This window comes from Rhodococcus mengyinensis, from assembly GCF_048381435.1.
In the GTDB taxonomy this organism is placed as follows: domain Bacteria; phylum Actinomycetota; class Actinomycetes; order Mycobacteriales; family Mycobacteriaceae; genus Rhodococcus_F; species Rhodococcus_F opacus_D.
The window spans coordinates 1-24,041 of sequence record NZ_JBLWIT010000115.1; the positions used below are offsets into that span (position 1 = coordinate 1).

At 68.7% G+C, this 24,041-nt stretch carries 21 protein-coding genes and 6 tRNA genes; 11 read left to right on the top strand and 16 right to left on the bottom strand.

The window, feature by feature from the left end; genetic code table 11:
* From pdxS to ACNJ7E_RS24675, 10 genes are all read right to left on the bottom strand, one after another.
* Positions 1-903: a pyridoxal 5'-phosphate synthase lyase subunit PdxS gene (gene pdxS, locus ACNJ7E_RS24630; RefSeq protein ID WP_011598631.1), complete on the bottom strand. Its 903-nt coding sequence runs from the start codon at positions 901-903 to the stop codon at positions 1-3.
* A 152-nt stretch (positions 904-1,055) separates the two neighbouring features.
* On the bottom strand, positions 1,056-2,078 hold the full coding sequence (locus ACNJ7E_RS24635) for an NUDIX hydrolase (RefSeq protein WP_280783353.1): 1,023 nt from the start codon (positions 2,076-2,078) through the stop codon (positions 1,056-1,058).
* Positions 2,075-3,202: a glycosyltransferase family 4 protein gene (locus ACNJ7E_RS24640; RefSeq protein ID WP_280783352.1), complete on the bottom strand. Its 1,128-nt coding sequence runs from the start codon at positions 3,200-3,202 to the stop codon at positions 2,075-2,077. Before ACNJ7E_RS24640 ends, ACNJ7E_RS24635 begins: the two co-directional genes overlap by 4 nt.
* Positions 3,199-4,104, bottom strand: a complete 906-nt coding sequence (locus tag ACNJ7E_RS24645) for a phosphatidylinositol mannoside acyltransferase (protein ID WP_280783351.1) — start codon at positions 4,102-4,104, stop codon at positions 3,199-3,201. Before ACNJ7E_RS24645 ends, ACNJ7E_RS24640 begins: the two co-directional genes overlap by 4 nt.
* Complete coding sequence (pgsA, locus tag ACNJ7E_RS24650) at positions 4,101-4,766, bottom strand: phosphatidylinositol phosphate synthase (protein WP_280783350.1); 666 nt, start codon at positions 4,764-4,766, stop codon at positions 4,101-4,103. Before pgsA ends, ACNJ7E_RS24645 begins: the two co-directional genes overlap by 4 nt.
* Before the next feature lie 79 nt (positions 4,767-4,845).
* Entirely contained in the window at positions 4,846-5,421 is a 576-nt protein-coding gene (locus tag ACNJ7E_RS24655) for an ATP adenylyltransferase (RefSeq protein ID WP_280783349.1), read from the bottom strand.
* Between the two features lie 5 nt (positions 5,422-5,426).
* A complete protein-coding gene (gene thrS, locus ACNJ7E_RS24660; RefSeq protein WP_280783348.1) occupies positions 5,427-7,484 on the bottom strand; it encodes a threonine--tRNA ligase in 2,058 nt (685 codons plus the stop codon).
* Positions 7,485-7,579: 95 nt separating this feature from the next.
* Complete coding sequence (locus ACNJ7E_RS24665; RefSeq protein ID WP_280783359.1) at positions 7,580-8,005, bottom strand: TIGR02611 family protein; 426 nt, start codon at positions 8,003-8,005, stop codon at positions 7,580-7,582.
* Between the two features lie 111 nt (positions 8,006-8,116).
* Positions 8,117-9,322: an RtcB family protein gene (locus tag ACNJ7E_RS24670; RefSeq protein WP_418341189.1), complete on the bottom strand. Its 1,206-nt coding sequence runs from the start codon at positions 9,320-9,322 to the stop codon at positions 8,117-8,119.
* 158 nt (positions 9,323-9,480) lie between these two features.
* Positions 9,481-9,552, bottom strand: a tRNA-Val gene (locus tag ACNJ7E_RS24675).
* A 242-nt stretch (positions 9,553-9,794) separates the two neighbouring features.
* On the opposite strand from ACNJ7E_RS24675, the gene ACNJ7E_RS24680 reads away from it, so the two are divergent.
* From ACNJ7E_RS24680 to ACNJ7E_RS24700, 5 genes are all read left to right on the top strand, one after another.
* A tRNA-Gly gene (locus ACNJ7E_RS24680) sits at positions 9,795-9,867 on the top strand.
* A gap of 24 nt (positions 9,868-9,891) precedes the next feature.
* A tRNA-Cys gene (locus ACNJ7E_RS24685) sits at positions 9,892-9,962 on the top strand.
* Position 9,963: 1 nt separating this feature from the next.
* Positions 9,964-10,035 (top strand) — tRNA-Val (locus tag ACNJ7E_RS24690).
* A 77-nt stretch (positions 10,036-10,112) separates the two neighbouring features.
* A tRNA-Gly gene (locus ACNJ7E_RS24695) sits at positions 10,113-10,185 on the top strand.
* Between the two features lie 16 nt (positions 10,186-10,201).
* A tRNA-Val gene (locus tag ACNJ7E_RS24700) sits at positions 10,202-10,276 on the top strand.
* 73 nt (positions 10,277-10,349) lie between these two features.
* Here ACNJ7E_RS24700 and ACNJ7E_RS24705 read toward each other — a convergent pair.
* Entirely contained in the window at positions 10,350-10,838 is a 489-nt protein-coding gene (locus ACNJ7E_RS24705) for a 2-isopropylmalate synthase (protein WP_418341190.1), read from the bottom strand.
* Between the two features lie 447 nt (positions 10,839-11,285).
* Between ACNJ7E_RS24705 and ACNJ7E_RS24710 the strand changes: the two genes are divergently transcribed.
* Both ACNJ7E_RS24710 and ACNJ7E_RS24715 read left to right on the top strand, forming a co-directional pair.
* Positions 11,286-12,512: an MFS transporter gene (locus ACNJ7E_RS24710; RefSeq protein ID WP_418341191.1), complete on the top strand. Its 1,227-nt coding sequence runs from the start codon at positions 11,286-11,288 to the stop codon at positions 12,510-12,512.
* 215 nt (positions 12,513-12,727) lie between these two features.
* Positions 12,728-13,258, top strand: coding sequence for a GNAT family N-acetyltransferase (locus ACNJ7E_RS24715; protein WP_280783342.1), 531 nt, complete (start codon positions 12,728-12,730; stop codon positions 13,256-13,258).
* Positions 13,259-13,267: 9 nt separating this feature from the next.
* On the opposite strand, the gene zapE is transcribed toward ACNJ7E_RS24715, so the two are convergent.
* Positions 13,268-14,284 carry a cell division protein ZapE gene (gene zapE / locus ACNJ7E_RS24720; protein WP_105414622.1) on the bottom strand — a complete coding sequence of 339 codons (1,017 nt, stop codon included), beginning with the start codon at positions 14,282-14,284 and terminating at the stop codon, positions 13,268-13,270.
* A 34-nt stretch (positions 14,285-14,318) separates the two neighbouring features.
* On the opposite strand from zapE, the gene ACNJ7E_RS24725 reads away from it, so the two are divergent.
* From ACNJ7E_RS24725 to msrB, 4 genes are read left to right on the top strand one after another with little or no spacing between them, the layout of a single operon-like run.
* Positions 14,319-15,107 carry a pyrimidine reductase family protein gene (locus ACNJ7E_RS24725; RefSeq protein ID WP_418341237.1) on the top strand — a complete coding sequence of 263 codons (789 nt, stop codon included), beginning with the start codon at positions 14,319-14,321 and terminating at the stop codon, positions 15,105-15,107.
* A gap of 23 nt (positions 15,108-15,130) precedes the next feature.
* A complete protein-coding gene (locus tag ACNJ7E_RS24730; RefSeq protein WP_418341192.1) occupies positions 15,131-16,687 on the top strand; it encodes an alpha/beta fold hydrolase in 1,557 nt (518 codons plus the stop codon).
* A 34-nt stretch (positions 16,688-16,721) separates the two neighbouring features.
* Complete coding sequence (locus ACNJ7E_RS24735) at positions 16,722-18,059, top strand: glycosyltransferase family 87 protein (RefSeq protein WP_280783339.1); 1,338 nt, start codon at positions 16,722-16,724, stop codon at positions 18,057-18,059.
* Between the two features lie 58 nt (positions 18,060-18,117).
* A complete protein-coding gene (gene msrB, locus ACNJ7E_RS24740; protein ID WP_009480111.1) occupies positions 18,118-18,555 on the top strand; it encodes a peptide-methionine (R)-S-oxide reductase MsrB in 438 nt (145 codons plus the stop codon).
* Here msrB and ACNJ7E_RS24745 read toward each other — a convergent pair.
* From ACNJ7E_RS24745 to hemE, 4 genes are read right to left on the bottom strand one after another with little or no spacing between them, the layout of a single operon-like run.
* On the bottom strand, positions 18,515-20,863 hold the full coding sequence (locus ACNJ7E_RS24745; RefSeq protein ID WP_418341193.1) for a molybdopterin guanine dinucleotide-containing S/N-oxide reductase: 2,349 nt from the start codon (positions 20,861-20,863) through the stop codon (positions 18,515-18,517). The genes msrB and ACNJ7E_RS24745 overlap by 41 nt on opposite strands.
* A 15-nt stretch (positions 20,864-20,878) precedes the next feature.
* Complete coding sequence (gene hemQ, locus ACNJ7E_RS24750) at positions 20,879-21,574, bottom strand: hydrogen peroxide-dependent heme synthase (protein WP_105414618.1); 696 nt, start codon at positions 21,572-21,574, stop codon at positions 20,879-20,881.
* A 4-nt stretch (positions 21,575-21,578) separates the two neighbouring features.
* The gene (locus ACNJ7E_RS24755) at positions 21,579-22,940 is read right to left on the bottom strand and encodes a protoporphyrinogen oxidase (RefSeq protein ID WP_418341194.1); all 1,362 of its coding nucleotides are present in this window, start codon (positions 22,938-22,940) and stop codon (positions 21,579-21,581) included.
* Positions 22,937-24,004, bottom strand: coding sequence for a uroporphyrinogen decarboxylase (gene hemE, locus ACNJ7E_RS24760; RefSeq protein WP_005263993.1), 1,068 nt, complete (start codon positions 24,002-24,004; stop codon positions 22,937-22,939). The genes ACNJ7E_RS24755 and hemE overlap by 4 nt, the downstream gene beginning before the upstream one ends.
* Positions 24,005-24,041: the final 37 nt, after the last annotated feature.

The window sequence follows — 24,041 nt, forward strand, 5'->3', positions numbered from 1 at the left end:
TCACCAGCCGCGTTCGGCGAGCCGGTGCGGGACGGGGATGTCGTCGACGTTGATCCCGACCATCGCCTCACCCAGCCCACGGGAGACCTTCGCCAGCACGTCCGGGTCGTCGAAGAACGTGGTCGCCTTCACGATCGCCGCGGCCCGCTCCGCCGGGTTACCCGACTTGAAGATCCCCGACCCGACGAACACACCCTCCGCACCGAGCTGCATCATCATCGCCGCATCCGCCGGGGTGGCGATGCCACCGGCGGTGAACATCGTGACCGGCAACTTCCCGGCCTTGGCGACCTCGACGACCAGATCGTACGGGGCCTGCAACTCCTTCGCCGCCACATACAGCTCGTCCTCGCTCAGCGAGGTCAACCGGCGGATCTCCCCACCGATCGTCCGCATGTGCGTGGTCGCGTTCGACACGTCACCGGTACCGGCCTCACCCTTGGACCGGATCATCGCCGCACCCTCGGTGATCCGCCGCAGCGCCTCACCCAGATTGGTGGCACCACACACGAACGGGACGGTGAACTGCCACTTGTCGATGTGATTGGCGTAGTCGGCCGGGGTCAGCACCTCCGACTCGTCGACGTAGTCGACCCCGAGGGACTGCAGGATCTGCGCCTCCACGAAGTGCCCGATCCGGGCCTTGGCCATCACCGGGATCGACACCGCGGAGATGATGCCGTCGATCATGTCCGGATCACTCATCCGGGACACCCCACCCTGCGCCCGGATGTCCGCGGGCACCCGCTCGAGCGCCATCACCGCGACCGCACCGGCGTCCTCGGCGATCTTCGCCTGATCGGGGGTGACGACGTCCATGATGACCCCGCCCTTCAACATCTCGGCCATGCCACGCTTGACGCGTGCCGTACCGGTGGTGGGGGTGGTGTCGGGGGTGCTCACAGCGAACTCCTGGGTTGTGGCGTGGATTGACTTCGATAGCGGCATGCGTGAGCGACGACGTTCACGCTGCAGTACCCGATTCTAGGACGAGGGGCGGTCCACTTCCGTAGCCAGTCCGCGATTGCTGGCTTTCTCCGGACGCCCGGGGCGGCTCAGGTGATCGCGCGCACCTCGGGTTCGTCCGGGGCCGAGGCCACCGCTCCTGCCTCGTCGAGGAGATCCGCGAGGTCGTGCGGGTACACGGCTTCGCCTGCCGCCGCCAGTTCACGAACCGTGTCCGCGGTGCACCACCGGTGACCGGTGATGGTGCGGTTCTCGAGTTCGGTGAAGCCCCCGTGGTGCGGCTCGAACCCGTCGGTGCGCAGCGCGAAGAACAGTTCCTCGGAGCGGATCAGCTGCCCGTTCCAGGAGAAGATGGCCACCCGCCGCCACATGGGTCCGCGCAGCGATTCGGGCGACGCGGTGTGCCCCGTCTCCTCGGCGATCTCCCGGACCGCGGCGGCCCGCAGGTTCTCGCCCTTCTCGACGGCTCCACCGATCGTGAACCAGTAGTAGATGTCGGGGACGGTGGGGTCGTGCCCCCGGAGCAGCAGGACCCGGCCCTCACCGTCGAGCAGCACCACCCGGGCTGATGTCCGGACGGAGTCGAGGGACAGACCCTCGGTGTACGCAGCGGCGGACGAGCGTTCGGTGATCTCGAAGTACGTCGGCAGCGGGGCCGTGCCCCCGAGGTGCAGCCATCGGACCGGACGCCGGGTGCGGAGTGCGAGGGTGTCGCGGACGGCGTCGTTGTGGAATCGGCGGGCGATCAGCACCCGCGCCTCGGCATCGGCGAGTTCCGCCACCAACTGAGGGCGCAGGGTCTCCGGGTCGAGGGCCGAGAGCGCACTGGACAACGCATTCTCGGCGATCTCCCGGTCGGCCCGGTCCGACCGTTCGGCCCGGGCCGCCAGCGCGGCCAGCGACCTGCCCTCGGGTGGGTCCATCGCCGCGGCCGCCGCCCGCACGACCACCGCCCGGCGGGCGAGGGCCGCGTCGAGGGCCTGCCAGGACAGGTCGGAGCGGACGTGCAGGCGGTCGAGGCGGTTGGCCGTTCCGTACGCCCACAGGCCGATCGCCAGGACAACGGCTGCGACCAGGGCGAGGACCAGGATCGTGAGGGCGGAGAACGTCATGATCCAACCTCCCGGACGCCGTCGCGGCCGACGGTGACCGTCTCGTAGACCCGCAGGATCTGTTCGGCCACCACCGGCCAGTCGTATTCGGTGACCACCGTTCGGCCGACATCGGTGAGTGCGGCGCTGCGCTCGGGGTCGCCGAGCACCGAGTCGATCCCGGCGGCGAGCGCCGCCGCATCCCCGACCGGCACCAGCACGCCTGCCTGCCCGTCCCGCAGGACCCGGCGGAACGCGTCCAGTTCGCTCGCCACGACGGCGGCTCCCGCGGCCATCGCCTCCACCAGCACGATGCCGAAGCTCTCACCACCGAGGTTGGGTGCGCAGTACACGTCGGCGCTCCGCAGTGCCGATGCCTTGTCGGCATCGTCGACCTGGCCCAGCAGACGCAGGTGCCCGAAGACCGGGCCGGCCTCGCGGCGCAGTTTGTCCTCGTCGCCGCGGCCGACCACCAGCACCTCGAGGTCGGGATACTTCTCCACCAGGGCGGGTAGCGCCTTGAGAAGCACCGCCATGCCCTTGCGGGGCTCGTCGTAGCGGCCGAGGAAGAGGATGGTCTTTCCGGGACGCGGGTAGCCGGGCAGCGGCTCGGCGTTCGCGAACGCCTGGACGTCGACCCCGTTGGGGATCTCGACCGCATCGGAGCCCAGTGATTCCACCTGCCAGCGTCGCGCGAGTTCCGACACCGCGATGCGGCCGCTGATCTTCTCCAGGTAGGGCTGGAGCACACCCTGAAATGTGCTCAGCACCAACGACTTCGTGGTCGACGTGTGGAAGGTGGCCACGATGGGCCCCTCGGCCACGCGCATGGCGAGCATCGACAGGCTCGGCGCGTTCGGCTCGTGGATGTGCAGGACGTCGAAGTTGTTGTCCGAGATCCAGCGCCGCACACGGGCGCTCGCGGCGGGGCCGAAACTCAGCCGGGCCACCGAGCCGTTGTAGGGAATGGCGAGGGCGCGTCCCGCGGAGACGACGAAGTCGGGCAGGTCGACGTCGTCGGACGCCGGCGCGAGGACGCTCACCTTGTGTCCGCGCTCGATCAGCACCTCCGCGAGGTCGACGACGTGAGCCTGCACTCCGCCCGGGACGTCGAACGAGTACGGGCAGACCATTCCGATCTTCACGAGTTCTCCATGCGGGAGAGCCTCGACTGGGACAGGTCGGAGAGCCACAGCGGCTGAAGCATGTGCCAGTCCTCGGGATGTGCCGCGATGTTGGCCTCGAACCGGTCCGCCAGTGCCTGAGTCGCCGCGGCAACCCCCGCGGTGGTGTCGATCGGCGGGTCGATGCGGAAACCCCACCCGCCGTCCGTGAACCAGCAGTGCACCGGCAGCAGCGGCGCGCCGGTGTCGATCGCCAGCTTCGCGGGGCCGGCGGGCATGCGCGTCGGTTCCCCGAAGAACGTCACCGGGACGCCCTTCTTCGCCAGGTCGCGTTCACCGAGGAGGCACACGATCTTGTTGCCGCGCAGTCGCGCCGACAGTTCCACGAACGGGGGGTTCTCTCCCCCGCTGAGCGGGAAGATCTCGAAACCGAGCCCTTCGCGGTAGTCGACGAACCGCCGGTACAGCGACTCCGGCTTCAATCGCTCGGCGACCGTGGACAGCCCGCCCCAGTGCTGGGCGCACCACACACCGGCCATGTCCCAGTTGCCGCTGTGCGGCAGTGCCATGACCGCGCCCCGGCCGGCTTCTTTCGCGGCGTCGAGGTGCTTCTGCCCTTCGATCAGCTCGTCGAGGGCGGCGCCCGTCTTCACGAGGTCCATCGACGGCAGCCGGAAAGCCTCCCGCCAGTAGCGCGCGTAGGACCGCATCGACGCCTGCATCACGGCGTCCGGCACCTCGGCCGCGGGCACACCGAGCACGCGGGCGAGATTGCGGCGCAACTGTTCCGGGCCGCCGTTCCGGACGGCGAGATCGGCTCCCCTGTCGAACAGGGCGACCGCGGCCTTCTCCGGCAGCGCACGGACCAGCCGCCAGCCGGTCGCGTACCCCAGGTCGCTGATGCGTTCCGACAGGCCGCTCACTGCGCGCTCGCCTGTCCGTCTTCCGGCGTCGTGTCCGCAGGCGGGAGGGGCAGCACGTCCCGGGCGCCCGGCGACCGGCGAACGGCCAGTACCCGCTGGAACACGGTGATGACGCTGCCCGCCGACAGCAACCACATCGCCACATGAATGGCCCATGGAACTCCGAGCCCGGTCACGCCGGCACCGACCAGCACGATGACCAGCCGATCGGGTCGTTCGATGAGTCCACCGTCCGCGGACAGTCCACTGGCCTCGGCGCGCGCCTTGGCGTACGAGATCACCTGCGAGGTGACGAGGCACAGCAGAGTCGCGATCAGCAGCGGCCTGCTGTTCTCGTGATAGACCGCCCACCAGGCGAGACCGGCGAAGATCGCACCGTCGGCCACCCGGTCGCAGGTGGCGTCGAGAACGGCACCGTACCGGGTCCCGCCGCCGCGGGCGCGGGCCATGGCACCGTCGAGCATGTCGAACATGACGAACAGCCAGATGAACATCGCTCCCCAGAACAGATGCCCGCTGGGAAACAGTGTGGCCGCGCCGGCCACGGTCGCCACGGTGCCGATGACGGTGACGGAATCGGGAGTGAGCCCGGTCTTGACCAGGGCCTTCCCCAATGGCGCCGTCACCTTGGACACGGATGCCCGTCCGAAGAAGCTCAGCACCTCTCCACCCCGTTCTTCACTTCCTGCCAGGAACCCCGCACGCGTGAGCCAGCGACCCCCGCGTCATTCATCTATCGCGTCATTCATTCCAGGCCTTCGCCAGCAGCCCCCGGGTCTCGCGCAGCAACTGCGGCATGACCTTGACCCCGGCGAGGACCGTGATGAAGTTCGCGTCCCCGCCCCAGCGCGGAACGATGTGCTGATGCAGGTGCTCGGCGAGCGAACCGCCCGCCGCCGCACCGAGATTGAGACCGACGTTGAAACCGTCCGGCCGCGACACCCGCTTGATCACGCGCAGAGCCTGCTGCGTGAACGACATCAACTCGGCGCTTTCCTCCTCCGTCAGGTCTTCGAGCGCCGCGACCTTGCGGTAGGGAACGACCATCAGGTGCCCCGGGTTGTACGGGTACAGGTTGAGCACCGCGTAGACGTGCTCACCCCGGGCGACGATCAACCCGTCCTCGTCGTCCAACTTCGGGATGTCGATGAACGGCTCGTTCGGGGTGTCCCGCGACTTCGGCGCCTCGGCGATGTACGACATGCGGTGCGGCGACCAGATCCGCTGGAGGTGATCGGGTTCGCCTGGGCCGCGGTCGACGAGGCGGCCGGGGCCGCCGAGCATCTCGTCGGCCGTCACGTCGTCACCTCCGGTCATGTGCGTCACCCTTCCTTACCGGGTTGCAGCAGTTCCGCCGTCGGCGAGGCATTCTCGCGGCGACCGATCCACTCGGTGACGATCCGCACGGCGTCGTCCACGGGCACGCCGTTGACCTGGGTGCCGTCCCGGAATCGGAAGCTGACGGCGCCCGCCTCGACGTCGCGCGCACCCGCCAGCAACATGAACGGCACCTTCTGCGCCGTGTTGTTGAAGATCTTCTTCTGCATGCGGTCGTCGCTCGCGTCGACCTCCGCGCGGACACCGGCCGCCTTCAGCCGCTTCACCACGTCGAAGAGGTGATCGGCGAACGTCTCGGCCACCGGGATGCCGACCACCTGGACTGGCGCCAGCCACGCCGGGAACGCACCCGCGTAGTGCTCGGTGAGCACGCCGAAGAACCGTTCGATGGAGCCGAACAGGGCCCGGTGGATCATGACCGGACGCTGCTTGGTGCCGTCGTTGGCCGTGTACTCGAGGTCGAAACGCTCCGGCAGGTTGAAGTCGAGCTGAATGGTCGACATCTGCCAGGTGCGGCCCAGGGCGTCCTGCACCTGCACCGAGATCTTCGGTCCGTAGAACGCGGCGCCGCCCGGATCGGGAACGAGGTTCAGCCCCGACGACTCCGCGACCTCGGAGAGAGTCGCCGTCGCTTCCTCCCACACGGCGTCGTCGCCGACGAACTTGTCCGGGTTCTTGGTGGACAGCTCGAGGTAGAAGTCGTCGAGTCCGTAGTCCTTCAGCAGGCCGAGCACGAACTGCAGGGTGGTCGCCAGTTCGTCACGCATCTGCTCACGGGTGCAGTAGATGTGCGCGTCGTCCTGGGTCATGCCGCGCACGCGGGTGAGTCCGTGGACGACACCCGACTTCTCGTACCGGTACACGGAACCGAACTCGAAGAGCCGCAACGGCAGCTCGCGGTACGACCGGCCGCGGGAGCGGAAGATCAGATTGTGCATCGGGCAGTTCATCGGCTTGAGGTAGTAGTCCTGGCCCGGCTTGCGCACGGTGCCGTCCTCGTTCAGCTCCTCGTCGATGTGCATCGCCGGGAACATGCCGTCGCGGTACCAGTCCAGGTGACCCGACACCTCGTAGAGGTGCCCCTTGGTGATGTGGGGGGTGTTGACGAACTCGTACCCCTCCTCGACGTGCCGCTTGCGGGAGTAGTCCTCCATCTCGGTGCGGATGATTCCGCCCCGCGGATGGAACACGGGCAGTCCGGAGCCGAGTTCGTCGGGGAAGCTGAACAGGTCGAGTTCCGACCCGAGCTTGCGGTGGTCGCGACGTTCCGCCTCGGCGAGCAGTTCCAGGTGCTGGTCCTGCGCCTCCGCCGACTCCCACGCGGTGCCGTAGATGCGCTGGAGATCGGCGTTGTCCTGATTACCGCGCCAGTACGCCGCCGAGCTGCGGGTGAGCTTGAACGCCGGGATGTGCTTGGTGGTGGGGATGTGCGGGCCGCGGCACAGGTCTCCCCACACCTTCTCGCCGGTCCGCGGGTCCAGGTTGTCGTAGATGGTCAGCTCGTTGCCGCCCACCTCCATGATCTCCGGATCGTCGATTCCCGACTTGTCGTCGATGAGTTCGAGCTTGAAGGGCTCCTTCGCCAGCTCGGCGCGCGCGTCCTCGAGCGACTCGACGACGCGGCGGGAGAACCGCTGCGACCCCTTGATGATCTTCTTCATCCGCTTCTCGAGGCTCGCGAGGTCCTCGGGGGTGAACGGGCGATCGACGGCGAAGTCGTAGTAGAAGCCGTCCTTGATCGGCGGGCCGATGCCCAGCTTCGCCTCGGGGAATTCCTGCTGGACGGCCTGCGCGAGCACGTGGGCGGCGGAGTGACGGATGACGCTGCGGCCGTCGTCGGTGTTCGCCGCGACCGGCTCGACCTCGACGTCGGTGTCGGGCACCCAGGACAGGTCCTTGAGCTGGCCCTCGGCGTCACGGACCACGACGACGACGTCCGGACCCTTGCTCGGGTAGCCGGCCTCCCGAACCGCTGTACCGGCCGTAGTCCCCGCGGGCACCCGGACGAGGGCGGCTGGGGCGGCGGATGCGGGGGTGCTCACGGCGATGTTCTCCTAGGTGAGGTGTGCGGTGCAGACATGGTGAATGTGCCAGCCCATGTTATCGGCCCAGCAGTCACACCCAACCATGCGTCCGGCTAGAGCGGGCTCTCCAGCCACGGGTAGTCGAGGCCGATCCACGTTCCGACGAGACCGAACGTCCCGAGCAACCACAGCGTGGCGAGGACGACGACACACGTCAGCAGCGCGCCCGCCCCCTTGACCACCAGCGACTGCCGCGAGAACCAGTCCATGAACTTGTCGTAGCGCTGCCGCGCGTAGTGCAGCAGCCGGTGCGCCCACGCGAACTCGGATGCGAGGATCCCGAGTCCCGCGAACACGATCAGCCAGCCGGGGCCCGGATAGGGAATCGCGACGATGCCGGCGGCCAGCACCAGAGCCCCGATCACCCCCACCGCGATGCGGTACGCCAGGTTGAGGCTCGGCCGCGCCGCGATGTGCGCGCGCCACCGATGCCACCGGCTCTCCGCTTCCTGGAACGGGGACAGATCCGAGTCGTCCACGTCCACGCTCTCGGGCGCGGGTCCCGGCCGAGCTTCTCCGCTAGTCACCGCTCCAGCCTACCGACCGCGACCTGCGGCGGCGCGTCGTCGCACCGCCGCACCGCCCGCGGGTCATCCCTTCACACAGACGACCTGCCGCAGGTGGGCAACGACCTCGACGAGGTCGGCCTGCGCTTCGATCACCTGCTCGATGTCCTTGTAGGCGCCGGGGATCTCGTCGATCACGCCCGCGTCCTTACGCGATTCGACTCCGGACGTCTGCCGCACGAGGTCGTCGACGGTGAAGCGCTTCTTCGCCTTCGTGCGGCTCATCGTCCGTCCCGCCCCGTGCGATGCCGAATTGAAGGACAACTCGGATCCCAGGCCACGCACCACGTAGGAACCGGTGCCCATGGATCCGGGGATGAGTCCGAGATCACCCCGGCCGGCCCGGATCGCGCCCTTGCGGGTGACGAGCATCGGCTCGCCGTCGATGATCTCCTCCGACACATAGTTGTGGTGGCAGGAGATCGGCTCGTCGAATCGCACCGGCCTGCCGGGCAGGGCCTGCCGGAATGCCTGCATCACCAACGTGAGCATGACGGCACGGTTACGGGCCGCGTACTCCTGCGCCCACGTCAGGTCGTGGCGGTACGCGTCCATCTCCTTGCTGCCTGCGAGGAACACCGCGAGATCGCGATCGACCAGCCGCTGGTTGTGCGGCAACGCCCGCGCCACCGCGATGTGCCGCTCCGCCAGCTCCTTGCCGATGTTGCGCGACCCGGAGTGGAGCATCAGCCAGACCTCGTCGGCGTCCGACAGGCACACCTCGATGAAGTGGTTGCCGCCGCCGAGCGTCCCGATCTGCTTCATCGCCTTGGATTCGCGGGACTGGACGCCCGAATGCAGGTCACCGAATTCCTGCCAGAAGCGGTGCCAACCCTTCTTCACTCCCCCGGCGTCCGTGACGTCCAGTGCGCCGACGTTCACCGAACGCTCGTGCATGGCGAACCCGACCGGCACCGCGCGCTCGATGCGCGAACGCATCGAGCACAGGCTGTCGGGCAGATCGCTCGCGGTCACATCCGTCCGGACCGCCGTCATCCCGCACCCGATGTCGACGCCGACCGCCGCCGGGGCGACCGCCTCCCGCATCGCGATGACGGAACCGACCGTCGCCCCCTTGCCGACATGGACGTCGGGCATGACCCGCACACCGTGCACCCACGGCAAGTCGGCCATGTTCCGCAGCTGCTGCAACGCTGCCTGCTCGATGGTCCACTCTTCCGCCCACATCAAGGTGGGCGCGGTGGTGCCTTCCAGCGTCACGGGGAACATGGGACTCAGTCCTTCGATAGCGGATCACCCGGGGAATTTCGGCCGGCTGAGTTCATTGTCCGCCGCGCCGCAGAGCCGGAACAACCGATTATTCGGGTGCGCACACGAAAAAGAAGAGGGTGTTTCCGATTTCGGAAACACCCTCTTCTTCTTTTCTGTGGTCCCGGCTGGGATCGAACCAGCGACCTCCCCGGTGTGAACGGGACGCTCTTCCACTGAGCCACGGGACCGAAGCGCGCCAAACACTCGCGCTCGAACGAGTTGGAACATTAACACGACCGAGCGGCCGAACGAAAATCACGTCGTTGGGATTCGTGTCGACCCCCGCCCGCGGCACGTCCGCGACCCGGCGTCGTTCATGCGTAGTTCACCGTCTGATGCCTTGACCTGCAGATTTGTAACTATCGCGGATGGTCGGCTAATGTTCTCAACCGCACCACGGAGAACATTCTCCGCGAGTTACACGGTGCATGCGGACGTGGCGCAGCTGGTAGCGCACAACCTTGCCAAGGTTGGGGTCGCGGGTTCGAATCCCGTCGTCCGCTCGAGAGGTTGGACTCAACCTTCACGGTGGAGTGGCCGAGTGGTGAGGCAACGGCCTGCAAAGCCGTGCACACGGGTTCGATTCCCGTCTCCACCTCGCGCGATTAGCTCAGCGGGAGAGCGCTTCCCTGACACGGAAGAGGTCACTGGTTCAATCCCAGTATCGCGCACCGAGATAGATGATAGATGCACGACTGTTTTACTTGCTCGACCAGTGACGGCCCCCAGCCCGGGGGCTTTCACGAATGCGGACGTGGCGCAGCTGGTAGCGCACAACCTTGCCAAGGTTGGGGTCGCGGGTTCGAATCCCGTCGTCCGCTCTCTTTTCTCCATCCCGCGCGATTAGCTCAGCGGGAGAGCGCTTCCCTGACACGGAAGAGGTCACTGGTTCAATCCCAGTATCGCGCACCAGTTCACTTTCAACCGAACAGTTCACGACAGTTCAGCCCCGGTCCTCGACCGGGGCTGAACTGTTGTCCGGGTGTCAGGCGGGCTGGAGCCGGTTGGCGCCGGAGATCATCGCGCGCAGAGTCGATTCCGTGTGGGATTCACCGATTCCCATCGCCCAGAGCCTGATGCCGTCGCGCTCGCAGAGCAGAAATGTCGCGGTGCGGTGCCCGATCTCGTGCTGATGAAAAGACAGGATCTCCATCGCACACCCCGCGTCGTACAGCATCGAGGTCATGGCGGCCACCGGGCCGGGCGCGCTCGCAGCGGTCTTGCAGATCGATTCGCCGATACCGAGTGTCGCTTCGAAATCCCACATGCCGGGGCCGGTCTTCGTTTCCGACCAACTGCCCAGACGGAACGGTCCGGTGGACGGCGCGTAGACGGTCTCGAACGCGGTCCACGCCATTCCGGCGGATTCGGTGCGGAGTTCCCGTGGCAGCGACTTTCCGTGGCGCGCGGCGAACGGATCGGCGGCCGGTGTCGACGAGGGGAAGGATGAAGCGAAAGAAGTGTTGGTACTCATTCTCGTGGTCTTCCTGAAAGAAGGGAGGACCAACGCGTAGCTCAACGACCCGCAGCGAGGGGTCGGTCCGTATCAGACCCCGCTACGGCGGAGAACTACGAGAATGCGCTGCATGGATGACACTGTAAGCGACAACCGTCCGCAGAGACAACCCCGGTTCACGGTGTCGCGCCGACCACCGGCGAGGGGCGGGTGACGAAATCGTTACCACTGCATCTGGAACGTGAGGAATTCCTCATGTATCGTCGAACTTGCCATCCACCCCCCCGATGGCAATGAGCCCCAGCCATGACCCCCCATCCAAGGCTGGGGCTCAGTCTTGTTCCGGGCCCCTCACACCCCACTTTCGGACATTTGGCCCGCCGCCTCGGAGAACGCTGCACATCCCCGCAAAGTATTGGACACTCCCCCAATCGATCGGATGTCCTCTACCGAAGGCCGACTCTTATGACGGATTCACCACGCGCAGACGTGTCCGCGGACCACCGCTCGGCACGGATCGCCGCGGCGGGCGCATTCGGCCTGCAGGGTTTTCTCCTCGCGGCCGTCCTCACACAACTGCCGCAGTACCAGGACCGATTCGGGTTCGACGACACGGTCATCGTGGTCGCGGTCGTGACGGTGTCCCTCATCGCCGGGGCGGGAAGCGTCCTCGCCGAGCACCTGGCCCGCCGATTCTCCAGCAGATCGGCGCTGCAGCTCGGGCTCGCGACCATCGCGGTCGCCGGTGGCGCCGTCGGTTTCAGCCCGAACACCGCGGCGTTCTTCGTCTTCCTGTCCGTGTACGGCGCCGGGCTGGGCATCGTCGACGCCGCCGCCAACATGCAGGCGGTGTCGATCCAGCACGCGTACGGCCGTTTCATCCTGTCGTCGTTCCATGCGGTGTGGAGCGTCGGCGCGATTGCGGGTGCACTCTTCGTCGCCGCCACCTCCGCCCTCGACGTAACCGTGGCCGGCGCGCAACTGGTGGCGGCGCTCGTCGTGGCCGTCGGTCTCGCCGTCTGCGGCCCCCGGCTCCTCGCCCGTCAGGAGCCGGTGAGCAGCGCCCCGCCGGCGACCGGCCCTGTGCGCGTGCTGGTTCCGATTCGCCCGCTGCTCGCGCTCGGCACCGCGATGGCGTTGTTCTACGCCATCGATTTCGGTGTCGGCAACTGGTCCGCCCTGTACGTCCGGAACGTTCTGCTCGCGGACGCCGGCACGGCCGCCCTGGCACTGGCACTGGCCGCATACCAGTGCGCGGCTCTGGTGTCGCGTCTGACCGGCGACTTCTGGGTGGCGAAGTACGGCGAGATCGCCGTCGTCCGTGCGGGTTCGGCGGTCGGTGTCGCCGGATTGACGGTCGTCGTGCTGGCCCCGTCCCCGGCTGTCGCGATCGCCGGATTCCTCGTCGTTGGCCTCGGCGTGCCGGTCGTCGCTCCCCTGTGTTTCAGCGCCGCCGGCCGGCTGGCACCCACCGGCCAGGTGGACGACGTCGTGGCGCGGATCAACCTGTTCAACTACGTGGGCACGCTCGTGGGCGGGGCGATCGTCGGCGGCGTCGCCGCCGCGACCAGCCTGCGGATCGGGTTCGTGGTCCCGCTCCTGTTCGCGGTGGGGCTCGTCCTGCTCGCCCCCGCATTCGCCCCGGACCGGGACCGCGACGGGCAATCCGCGTGGACCCCGGATCGCGACTGACGGCAGATGTTCTACTTAGGACATGCCGACTCGGGGATGGTTCGTGATCACCGCGGCGATCGTCTACGTCGCGGTTCCGGTCTCGGCACGGTCCGCTCGTGGCGGCTCGCACACCCCAGGACGAACGAGTCGATCAAGACCGTTGCGGCAATCACCCTGCTGCGGGACAGTACGGGAATGACACTTCGGGAAGCGAAGGACGCGGTGGATCAGCTGTGACTGTCGAGATAGACCCGGCGGGGATCTGGGATTCCGAGGCGATCGCCGACGTCGCCGCGGCAACGTTCCCTCTTGCGTGCCCGCCCGGCGCGACACAGGACGACATCGCCGCCTTCATCGACGACGTGCTGTCGGCCGAACGGTTCTCGGAGTACCTCACCGACCCGAACCGCACCGTCCTGAAGGTCACCCACGGCGGGGCGATCGTCGGCTACGCGATGCTGGTCGACGGTGAACCCGCCGACCCGGATGTCGGCAGGGCCGTGACGCTGCGGCCGACCACCGAGATCAGCAAGCTGTACGTGCTACCCGGCAATCACGGGACCGGTGTCGCGTCCGCGCTGATGGACGCCATCGTCGAACGCGCCGTCGCCGCGGGGTGCGCCGGGCTGTGGCTCGGCGTCAACCAGGAGAATGTGCGCGCCCAGCGCTTCTACGCGAAGCACGGATTCACGCAGGTCGGAACGAAAACCTTCCTCGTCGGCACCCAACTGCACCACGATTTCGTGATGCAGCGGGCGCTGTGACGAGCTGGGTCAGCTCGCGGCGACCTCGAAGCGCGACAGCGCGAGCAGGCGCGACGTGGCACGCAGGTACTTCTTCCGGTACCCACCGGCCAGCATCTCGGGAGTGAAGATCGCGTCGAGCTTGGCCCCGGCCACGGTGACCGGGATGCTCGCGTCGTACAGGCGGTCGGCGAGGACCACCAGGCGCAGCGCGACCGACTGGTCCTCGGCGGGGTGCACGCCGTCCAGGAAGACGGCCGGGATGCCCTCGACCAGCTTGTTGTAGCGGGACGGGTGCAGCGTGCTGAGGTGCTTGCACAGCGCGTCGAAGTCGTCGAGCGTGGCGCCGGGGATGCTGTCGGCGCGCTCGGCGAGCTCCTCCGAGGAGATCGGGTCCGGGGCCGGCGGCAGGTCGCGGTGCCGGTAGTCGGGGCCGTCGACGCGGATCGTCTCGAAGATCGAGCCGAGCTTCTTGATCTCGCGCAGGAAGTCCTGCGCGGCGAAACGGCCCTCACCGAGCTGGCCGGGCAGCGTGTTCGACGTCGCCACGATGGACACGCCGCGCGCCGACAGTTCCGACAGCAGGCGGGACACCAGCATGGTGTCGCCCGGGTCGTCGAGTTCGAATTCGTCGATGCAGAGAACGCTGTGGTCGGACAGCTGCTCGACGGCCTTGTTGAAACCGAGGGCACCGACGACGTGCGTCAGCTCCACGAACGTGCCGAACGCCTTGGGCGACGGGACGCTGTGGAAGATCGAGGCCAGAAGGTGGGTCTTGCCGACGCCGAAGCCGCCGTCGAGGTAGAGACCGGCACCGGTGGCCTGCGTCTTCTTCCCGAACAGGCCGCGTCGTCCGCCGCTGCGGATCTTCACGACCTTCTTCGCGAACTCCTCGGCCGTCCGGACCGCGGCGGCCTGGCTGGGTTCTGCGGGATCGGGGATGTACGACGCGAAGCTCACCTCGTCGAACATGGCCGGGGGCACCATCTGAGCTACCAACTGATCAGCCGGTACCACGGGGCTGCGATCGACAAGACGTGCATGCATACAAGCAGGGTATCCACGTGTTGTGATCACCAACATGCACCGTGTACATATTGCGACATTTTTCACACCGGACAGCCCGCCTGCCCGCGAGGAGTCCAGTGAATCGACCGCGAACGCGCTGCGCGACCTGTACGCGTACCCGGCGGAGACCCCGCGGCCGTGGGTCCGGGTCAACTTCGTGAGCAGCATCGACGGCGCCGTCTCCGTCGACGGGGTCAGCGGGGCGCTCGGCACACCAGCGGACAGGCTGGTCTTCGCGACCCTGCGGGAGTTGGCCGACGTCGTGCTGGTCGGGGCCGGAACCGTCCGGGCGGAGAACTACGGCGGGGCGCGCATCGGTGCGGAGGGCAGGCGACGCCGGGTGGCGTCGGGGATGCCGGAGGTCCCGCCGATCGCCGTCGTGTCTGCTCGCGCCCACCTCGACCCGCGGTCACGCCTGTTCACCGACACCGAGGTGGCCCCGATCGTCGTCACGTGCACGGACGCCGACCCGGCGCGGGTCCGGGCTCTCGCGGACGCGGGTGCCCGGATCGTGACGGCCGGCGAGGGGCAGGTCACCGGCGACGGGCTGATCGCCGCCCTCGAGGATCTCGGACTGCGCCGGGTGCTCTGCGAGGGCGGCCCGAGCCTGTTCGGGCAGCTGACCGCGGACGACGCCGTCGACGAGGTCTGCCTGACCACGGCACCCGTCCTCGCCGGCGGGACCGCGGGTCGCGTCGCCACCTCGCCGGGTGCCCGGATCACCGCGATGACTCCCGCGCACATCCTCACCGACACCGACGGCACCGTCCTCACCAGATGGGTGCGGCTGCCCCGCCCGTAGGGGAACCTGGCAGGGTGGTCGCCATGCGCAGATCGGTGTTGCTCGCAATGGTTCTCGTGGTGTGCAGCGCGTGCGGAGCCGGACCGTCCAACCGGCCGCACGTGGCGGTCGAACGCGAGGGCGGCGGCAGCGAACCCACCGCGACCGAGACCGAGAACGCCGACGCTCCCCCACCCGTGTTGCAGACCCCGAAGAACGATCTGGCGTGGACCGACTGCACGCAGAGCACCCTCGGCGCCCTGGGCCCGGGAACGACGCCGCCCGCCGGGTTGATCTTCGAATGCGGCTCGTACGAGTCGGCCGTCGACGAGAGCGGCACCCTGCCCGGCTCCTTCACGATGGGTGCGATGCGGGCACGCCTCGCCGACACCCCCGAGAACGCGGCCCCGCTGGTGCTCACGTCGGGATCGGACCGGTCGTCGACCGCAACGCTCGCCGCGCTGAGTACCGGCGGTCTCACGTCCCTGCTGTCGACGCGACCGGTGGTCGCGGTGGACCGCCGCGGCATCGCCTCCTCGCAGGAGATCGAATGCCTCACCCCGGAGCTCCGCAGCAGCCTGGCGAATCTCGGGCAGTTCGATCCGGGGACGGGTGACCAGGTCGACAAGGTCACCGCGCTGGGCCGCGACGCCACCATCGCGTGCACCGACTACCTGCAGCCACAGGAACTCGCGTTCGACAGCACCCACGCCGCCGACGACATCGAGGAGCTGCGCCGCACCTGGGACGTCGATGCACTCGGGATCCTCGCCACCGGCAACGGCAGTGCAGTCGCGCTCAGCTACGCCGCCAAGTACCCCGATCGGGTCGGCCGGCTCGTCCTCGACTCCCCCGCCGTCACCACGGTGGATGCCGCGACCGCCACCGAACAGCAGGTCGCGGGTCAGGAGGCGGCGTTCGACGCGTTCGCCCGCCAGTGCACCGCTCTGAACTGCTCCCTCGGCGCCGATCCCCGCGCCGCGATGACCGACGCCGTCACCCGCGCCGCGAACGGCCAGATCCCGCGGGTCTCCGCGAACGCCCTCCTCACCGCGGTGTCCGGGTCGCTCGCCGCGGCGGGCGGCGACCAGCAGGGCCGCGTCCGCGCCCTGTCCGATGCGGTGTCCGCCGCCCTCGCCGGAAACACGGCGCCGATCCTGGCGGCGATCGCGCAGGCCGAGGCGGCCTACGAGGGCGACGGCCAGTTCATCACCCGCTGCACGGACGGCCAGCAGTGGCCCGCACCCGACCGCGTTCGCGAACTGCAGAAGCTGTGGGGAGAGCGGTTCCCGCTGTTCGGACCGAACGCCGCCGTCGGACTGCTGGCGTGCACCTCCTGGCCCGCGACCGCGCCGCCCGCCCTGCCCGGCGAGCTGACACTCCCGGTCCTGGTGCTGAGCGGCACCGCCGACCCGGTCGTCGGGAACGCCGGGGTGGGGACGGTGACGGGTGCCGTGTCGAGCGCAGGCGCCGCGACGGCGACCCTGACGTGGCACGGCAGCGGCCACCCCGCCACCCATTCGGACTGCGCGCAGAAGTCGATCGCCACCTACGTCGCGGACGGCGCGCTGCCCCCGGACGGCAGCGCCTGCCCCGCCTAGCCGACGTGTTCCGCCCGACACCCACAGGGGGTGCGTGACCGCACGTCAGAGCTTCTCGGTGTACCGTGCCGTGGTGTTCCTTCGACAACTCGAACCGCGCACCGGGCGGACTGCCAACGAGGTAATCAACTTCGCGCTGTGGCCGATCGCCGTCATGACCGTGCTGCATCGAGTGGTCGTCAAGGCGGTCAACGGGTACATCACCGACGACTTCCGACCGGTCTACAACGCGGCGCTGGCCTTCCTCAACGGCCGCCCCGTCTACGCCGCCAACTTCAACTGGGTCGATCCGCATTACCTGTATCCGCCGTCCGGCACCCTGCTGATGGCGCCGATCGCGGTGATCGACCCCGAGAAGTCCCGGTGGTTGTTCATCATCGCCAACGCGATCGCCATCGTGATCGCGTTGTACCTGCTCCTGCGGCTGTTCGGTCTGGGATTGAACTCCATCGCGGCCCCGATCCTGCTGCTCGCCACGTTCTCCTCCGAGACCGTCACCAACACCCTCGTCTTCACCAACATCAACGGTCTGGTCCTGCTCGGCGAGATCGCGTTCCTCGTGTTGCTGATGAAGCGCAAGGACATGTGGTCCGGTGTCGCCATCGGGCTGACGTTCGCGGTTAAACCGATCCTCGCCCCACTCCTGCTGCTGCCTCTGGTGCGCGGACAGTGGAAGGTGTTCGTCACCGCGATCGGCATTCCCCTGATCCTCACCGCCGTGGCGTGGCCGCTGTCCGCGGACCCGATGGACTTCGTGCGCCACACGGTGCCGTACCTGATGGAATCGCGCGACTACTTCAACAGCGCGATCGTCGGCAACGGCAAGTACTACGGCCTCCCCACCGCCCTGATCTGGGCCCTGCGCGGCGTCTTCACCGCCATCGTGCTCAGTTCCCTGTGGCTGCTCTACCGCTACTACCGCCACGACGAGCTGTTCTTCGTCGTCACCACGTCCGGGGTTCTGCTGACGGCGTCGTGGCTGCTCGGCTCGCTCGGCCAGATGTACTACTCGATGATGCTGTTCCCGCTCCTGATGTCCGTGGTACTGAAGAATTCGGTGATGCGGAACTGGCCGGCGTGGCTGGCCGTGTACGGGTTCATGAGTTACGACAGCTGGCTGTCGAGCCGGTTCATCGAGGCCGGCCGGACCGCCGAGTACATGAAGACCACGCTGGGGTGGAGCCTGATGCTCCTCGTCGTCTTCGGTGTGCTGACCGTCCGCTACGTCACCGCGCGGCGCGAGGGGCGACTCGACCGCGGCATCGACCCGGCGTTCCTCCTCGAACCGCACGAGAAGGCTTCCGGCACCCCGCCGCGGGAACCTGAACCGGACGAGCAGCCGCAGGTCGAGTCGGCCACCGCCAAGACGTAGGCCCCCGTCTCGCGCGGGCGTCGCGGCCGGAATCGGCGAAACGTATTAGCGTGGAGCCATGAGTTCGCAGCAGCAGGATCCCACGCAATCCGCCCCGAAGGTTGCTCTCTCCGACAGCGAGTGGCGCGAGAAACTGACTCCCGAGGAGTACGCCGTGCTGCGCCAGGCCGGTACCGAACGCCCCTTCGTCGGCGAGTACACCGACACGAAGACCGAAGGCGTCTACCACTGCCGGGCCTGTGGCGCCGAGCTGTTCCGCAGCACGGAGAAGTTCGAATCGCACTGCGGGTGGCCGTCGTTCTTCGATCCGGCCGACTCGGACGCCGTCATCCTCCGCGAGGACACGTCGCTGGGGATGCGCCGCGTCGAGGTGGTGTGCGGGACGTGCCACAGCCACCTGGGCCACGTCTTCGAGGGCGAGGGCTACCCCACCCCCACCGATCAGCGGTACTGCATCAATTCGATCTCGCTGACCCTGGAACCGACCGGCGAATGATCGTCGGTGGATCGAACGCCCGGATAGGCGGAAGCGCACCCTCGTAGCGTTCGATCTCGACGAGCACGTGCTGGCCCGTGCAGCCGTGGGCCAGTGACGACGTGCCCACGTCCGGGGTCAGCACGTTGGGGTTCCCGTGCACGCAGAGGGAATCCGGGTCGGTCGCGTCGAGCGGGTCGTACCAGGCTCCCGTCGACAGCTGGACCACACCGCGCCGGACGCCCTCGTCCACCACCACACCGGCGAGGCAGGCGCCGCGGTCGTTGAACACGCGGACGACGTCGCCGGCGGTGAGTCCGCGGTCGGCGGCGTCGTCCGGATGGATTCGGAGCGGTTCGCGGCCCCGGATCTTCGATTTCTGGCTGGTGCCGCCGTGGTCGAGTTGGCTGTGCAGGCGGGTGCGCGGCTGGTTGGCGATCAGGTGCAGCGGGAACTGCCGTGCCCGCCGGCCGCCCAGCCATTCCTCGGGCTCGTACCAGCGGGGGTGTCCGGCACAGTCGTCGTAGCCGAATCCGTCGATGTCGGCGGAGAAGATCTCGATCCGCCCGCTCGGGGTGGCGAGGGGGAATTTCACCGGATCGGTCCGGAAGTCGCCGAACAGGATCAGGTCGTCCTCGGTCCGCATCCGCACGTGGCCCTGCGTCCAGAAGTCGTCGAAACTCGGGGCGGGACCGCCGTCCGCGCGGACGAAGTCTCGCCACTGCCCGTACAGGTGCTCGAGCCACTGCTCGGACGAGCGGCCCTCGGTGAACTTCTCCCCGACACCCAGTTTCCGGGCGACGGCGGCGAACGTGTCGTAGTCGTCCCGCGCGTCGGCGTAGGGCCCGACGGCGGCGTGCATGGCGACGAGCAGCGGGTCGTTGCGGGTGCAGCTGAGGTCGGCCCGCTCGAGCGACGTGGTGGATGGGACGACGATGTCCGCGTGCCGGGCCATCGGCGTCCAGTAGGGGTCGTGGACGACGATCGTGTCGGGCCGGGCCAGCGCCCGGCGCAGACGGGGAATGTCCTGATGGTGGTGGAACGGGTTGCCGCCCGCCCAGTACAGCATCTTGATGTCCGGGTACGTCAGCCGCTGACCGTCGTAGTCGAACGGTGCGCCCGGGTTCAGGAGCATGTCCGAGATCGCGGCCACGGGGATGAAGTCGCGGACGGGGTTCAGCCCCTGGGGAAGCGTGGGCAGCGGGTACGGGACGGGGGCCAGCCCGGGTTCGTTCATGGAACCGTAGCCGTGGCCGAAACCGCCACCGGGTAGGCCGATCTGGCCCAGCATCGCGGCGAGAGTGACCCCCATCCACGGGGCCTGCTCACCGTGCCGCACCCTCTGCAGCGACCAGGTGACGGTCACCATCGTCCTGCCCGCCGCCATCCGCCGGGCGAGGGCGACGAGGTCCGCTGCGGCGATACCCGAGATCTGCTCGGCCCACGCGGGCGACTTCGGGACGCCGTCGGAGCGGCCGAGGAGGTAGTCCTCGAAGCGGTCGTAGCCGACGCAGTGGCTGCCCAGGAATGCCGTGTCGTGCAGGTCTTCCGTCGCGAGGACGTATGCCAGGGCGAGCATGATCGCGACATCGGTGCCGGGCACCGGGGCGTGTCGTTCGGCGGCGCCGTGCACGTCGTCGTGCAGCGGACTGAACGACACGATGGATCCGCCGCGGCGCCGGAGGGCGTCGAGTGCGTCGCGGGTGGGGTGGTCGCTGGTCCCGCCGTGATTGACGCCGGTGTTCTTGAGGGGGACGCCGCCGAAGCACACCATGAGATCGGTGTGCTCGGCGATGATCTTCCAGGACGTGGAGCGGGCGAACATCTTCCAGTGTGTGCCCACCACCCGGGGCATGATGACGCCCGTCGCGCCGAGCGAGTAGCTGTGCACCGATCGGGTGTAGCCACCGAGCATGTTCAGGAACCGGTGGACCTGGCTCTGGGCGTGATGGAACCGTCCGGCGCTGGCCCAGCCGTACGAACCGCCGTAGATCGCGCTGTTGCCGTGCGTGTCGACGACCCTGCGCAGTTCGTTCGCGAGCCGCTGGGTCACCTCCTCCCAGTCGACCGACACGAACTCGTCGGACCCTCGGGAACTACTGGGTCCCGGGCCGTTCTCGAGCCACCCGCGGCGCACCACCGGGCCGGTGATCCGCGTCTTGCTGCGGACCGACCCGGCGATGTTGCCCAGCACCGGTGACGGATTCGCGTCACCGGTGTACGGGTGGGCGGCGACGACGTCGCCGTCGGCGACCTCGGCCTCGAACATGCCCCAGTGCGACATGTGCTGGTAGCGGGGCGCGGTGCGCGCCCCGTCGGCGTCATTCATCTGTGCTGTGTCAGATCACGGCAGAGCGGTGATGAGCTTCTCCACATCCACCCGCGGGCCGGTGAAGAAGGGCACCTCCTCGCGGACGTGCAGACGGGCCTCGGTGGCGCGCAGATCGCGCATCAGGTCGACGATGCGGTACAGCTCGGGCGCCTCGAACGCGAGAATCCACTCGTAGTCGCCGAGCGCGAACGAGGGCACGGTGTTGGCGCGGACGTCCTTGTACGTGCGGGCCGCCATACCGTGGTCGGCGAGCATCTTGCGCCGCTCCTCGTCGGGCAGCAGATACCACTCGTAGGAGCGGACGAACGGGTACACGCAGATGTAGTTGCCCGGGTCCTCACCGGCCAGGAACGCCGGAATGTGGCTCTTGTTGAATTCGGCGGGACGGTGGCACGCGACGTTGCTCCACACAGGCTTGCTCGCGCGGCCCAGTGCGGTGGTGCGGCGGAAGTCGGCGTAGGTGGCCTGGAGGGCTTCGATGCTCGCCGAGTGCGTCCAGATCATGAAGTCGGCGTCGGCTCGCAGGCCGGCCACGTCGTAGAGCCCGCGCACCACGACGCCCTTGTCGGCCTGACCTTCGAAGAAGATCCGCGCCTCCTTGATCACAGCTTCCCGGTCGTCCCCGAGTACACCGGGTTCCACCTGGAACACCGAGAACATGAGGTAGCGGATTTCAGAGTTCAATGCGTCGAAGTCGAGGCGTGCCATGGGTCTATCGTGCCACTCGCCCGGCGAGCCGTGCAGCCGCCGTCGTCGCAGCGGCCACACACGCGGGAACACCGACCCCGTGGAGGAGTGCCCCGGACACCTCGAGACCGTCCAGACCTGCGACTTCCTGCTCGATCACCGCCACCCGGTCGAGATGGCCGGGACCGTACTGCGGCAGGCCGCCGTGCCAGCGCTGGACGTGTACCGCGACGGGCTCCGCGGTCACCGCCGTGACGGTCGCGAGATCCTGCCGGGCGGCGGCGATCAACTCGTCGTCGGGTGTGTCGACGACGGCGGCGTCGCCGAACCGTCCGAACGAGGCCCGGACGAGAGTCACCTCCCGCTCGGCGAGGTGCGGCCACTTGCGGCTCGACAGGGTGAACGCTTTCGCGCCGAGCGCGGCGTCGGTGGCGACGAGGATCCCGGAGTTCTGCGGGAGGTCGACCCGGATCGGCAGCGCCAGCGCGACGACCGCCGAGGAGGCCAGTGGGATGTCCGCGGCGGCCGCCGACGCGCGGGGGGCGATGCCGGCGAGCAGGTCGGCCAGTTGCGGGGCGGGCACGGCGAGGACGACCCCGTCGACGCGGCCCACGGGGTCTGCCGACCAGCCGTCGCCGTCCCGGCCGAGTGTCCGGATCCGCTCGTGCACGATCTCCGCCGACGCGGCCTCCGTCAGGGCGCGCAGCAGGACGCCGTAGCCGTCGCGCAGCGCCCCGAACACGGGCCCGGGGGTCGGGGCGGGGAGGGCGTCCGCCACGGCCGCGGACAGGCTCGTGGCGCCGCGGTCGAGCGCCGCCGCGAGAGTGGGCAGGGCGGCGCGGACGCCGATGGTGTCCGCGAGACCCGAATAGACCCCTCCGAGAAGCGGATCCACCGACCGCTGGACCACCTGCGCGCCGAACCGGTCGCCGACCAGTGCACCGACGGCGATGTCCGCGCCCGGTGTCCAGTCGAAGGGCACCGTCCGCTCCCCCGCCATGCGCGCGAGCGTCCGGTCGTCGACGAGACCGCGCAGGCTGTTTCCGTCCGCCGGGATCCCCATGAGGGTGTCGGCGGGCAGCGGGTGCAGCGCGTCCTCGGACCAGATGAGCGGCCGCAGTCCCGCCGGATACACCAGCTGGTCGGAGAGGCCGAGTTCGCCGAGCAGCGCCGGGAGTTCCGGTCGCCGCGCGATGAAGGCTTCCGCCCCGACGTCGACGGGTTCCCCCGCCAGGTCCACCGTGCGCAGCTTGCCGCCGATCCGCTCCGCGCCGTCGGCGAGGATGATCCGGGCATCGGCGCCGAGCCGTTGCCGCAGCCGGTACGCGGCGACGAGCCCGGAGATGCCGCCGCCGACGACGAGAACGTTCGGCGACGACCCGGTCACAGTGAATGCACCAGCTCGACCAGCGCGGTCAGCGCGCCCGGGTCGGTGTCGGGCAGCACGCCGTGCCCGAGGTTGAAGATGTGTCCCGTCGCGCCGGCGGCGAGGGCGGCGTCCGCTTCCGCGGTGATGCGGCGGACCTGCTTCTCGACGGCCGCCGGTCCCGCGAACAGCACCGCGGGGTCGAGGTTGCCCTGGAGCGCCTTGCCCGGGCCGACCCGGCGCGCCGCCACGTCCAGGGGGATGCGCCAGTCGACACCCACCACGTCGGCGCCCGCTTCGCCCATCGCGCCGAGCAGTTCACCGGTTCCGACACCGAAATGGATGCGCGGCACCTTCGCGCTCTCCACCTCCGCGAACACCCGCTCGGAGTGGGGCAGCACGAATTCCCGGTACTCGGCGAGGGACAACGCGCCGGCCCACGAGTCGAACAACTGGATCGCGTCGACGCCGGCGCGCAGCTGGGTCTGCAGGAAGGTGATGGTGGTGTCGGCGAGGGTGCCGAGCAGCGCGTGCCACGTCCGGGGGTCGGAGTGCATCAGCGCCTTCGTGCGCTCGTGATTGCGGCTCGGACCGCCCTCGACCAGGTACGAGGCGAGGGTGAACGGGGCTCCGGCGAAGCCGATCAGCGGCGTCGAGCCGAGTTCCGCGGTGAGCAGCTGCACGGCCTGCGCGACGGCGCCGACCTCTTCCGGCACGAGGCGCGGCAGGGCGGCGACGTCCGCGATCGACCGGACCGGGTTCGCGACGACGGGACCGGTGCCGGCGACGATGTCGAGATCGATACCGGCGGCCTTGAGCGGCACCACGATGTCGGAGAACAGGATCGCGGCGTCGACGCCGTGCCTGCGCACCGGCTGCATGGTGATCTCGCAGACGAGTGCCGGATCGAAGCACGACTCGAGCATCCCGATCCCCGATCGGATCTCGCGGTACTCGGGAAGCGAGCGGCCCGCCTGCCGCATGAACCACACCGGGCGACGGCCGGGGGTACGGCCTTCCGCGGCCGCCAGGAGGGGCGCGTCGGGGAGCACCCGCCTCGCGGCGTACGTCGCCCGTTCGCTCATGCCTGCATTGGTGCTTTCCAACCCGCTCATCGGTCCT

Coding starts and splice junctions, on each gene's coding strand:
- zapE (WP_105414622.1), bottom strand. CDS start 14,284: ATGCATGCACGTCTTGTCGATCGCAGCCCCGTGGTACCGGCTGATCAG.
- ACNJ7E_RS24725 (WP_418341237.1), top strand. CDS start 14,319: ATGCACCGTGTACATATTGCGACATTTTTCACACCGGACAGCCCGCCT.
- ACNJ7E_RS24705 (WP_418341190.1), bottom strand. CDS start 10,838: ATGAGTACCAACACTTCTTTCGCTTCATCCTTCCCCTCGTCGACACCG.
- hemE (WP_005263993.1), bottom strand. CDS start 24,004: ATGAGCGAACGGGCGACGTACGCCGCGAGGCGGGTGCTCCCCGACGCG.
- ACNJ7E_RS24670 (WP_418341189.1), bottom strand. CDS start 9,322: ATGTTCCCCGTGACGCTGGAAGGCACCACCGCGCCCACCTTGATGTGG.
- hemQ (WP_105414618.1), bottom strand. CDS start 21,574: ATGGCACGCCTCGACTTCGACGCATTGAACTCTGAAATCCGCTACCTC.
- ACNJ7E_RS24730 (WP_418341192.1), top strand. CDS start 15,131: ATGCGCAGATCGGTGTTGCTCGCAATGGTTCTCGTGGTGTGCAGCGCG.
- msrB (WP_009480111.1), top strand. CDS start 18,118: ATGAGTTCGCAGCAGCAGGATCCCACGCAATCCGCCCCGAAGGTTGCT.
- ACNJ7E_RS24710 (WP_418341191.1), top strand. CDS start 11,286: ATGACGGATTCACCACGCGCAGACGTGTCCGCGGACCACCGCTCGGCA.
- ACNJ7E_RS24655 (WP_280783349.1), bottom strand. CDS start 5,421: ATGACCGGAGGTGACGACGTGACGGCCGACGAGATGCTCGGCGGCCCC.
- ACNJ7E_RS24745 (WP_418341193.1), bottom strand. CDS start 20,863: ATGAATGACGCCGACGGGGCGCGCACCGCGCCCCGCTACCAGCACATG.
- ACNJ7E_RS24635 (WP_280783353.1), bottom strand. CDS start 2,078: ATGACGTTCTCCGCCCTCACGATCCTGGTCCTCGCCCTGGTCGCAGCC.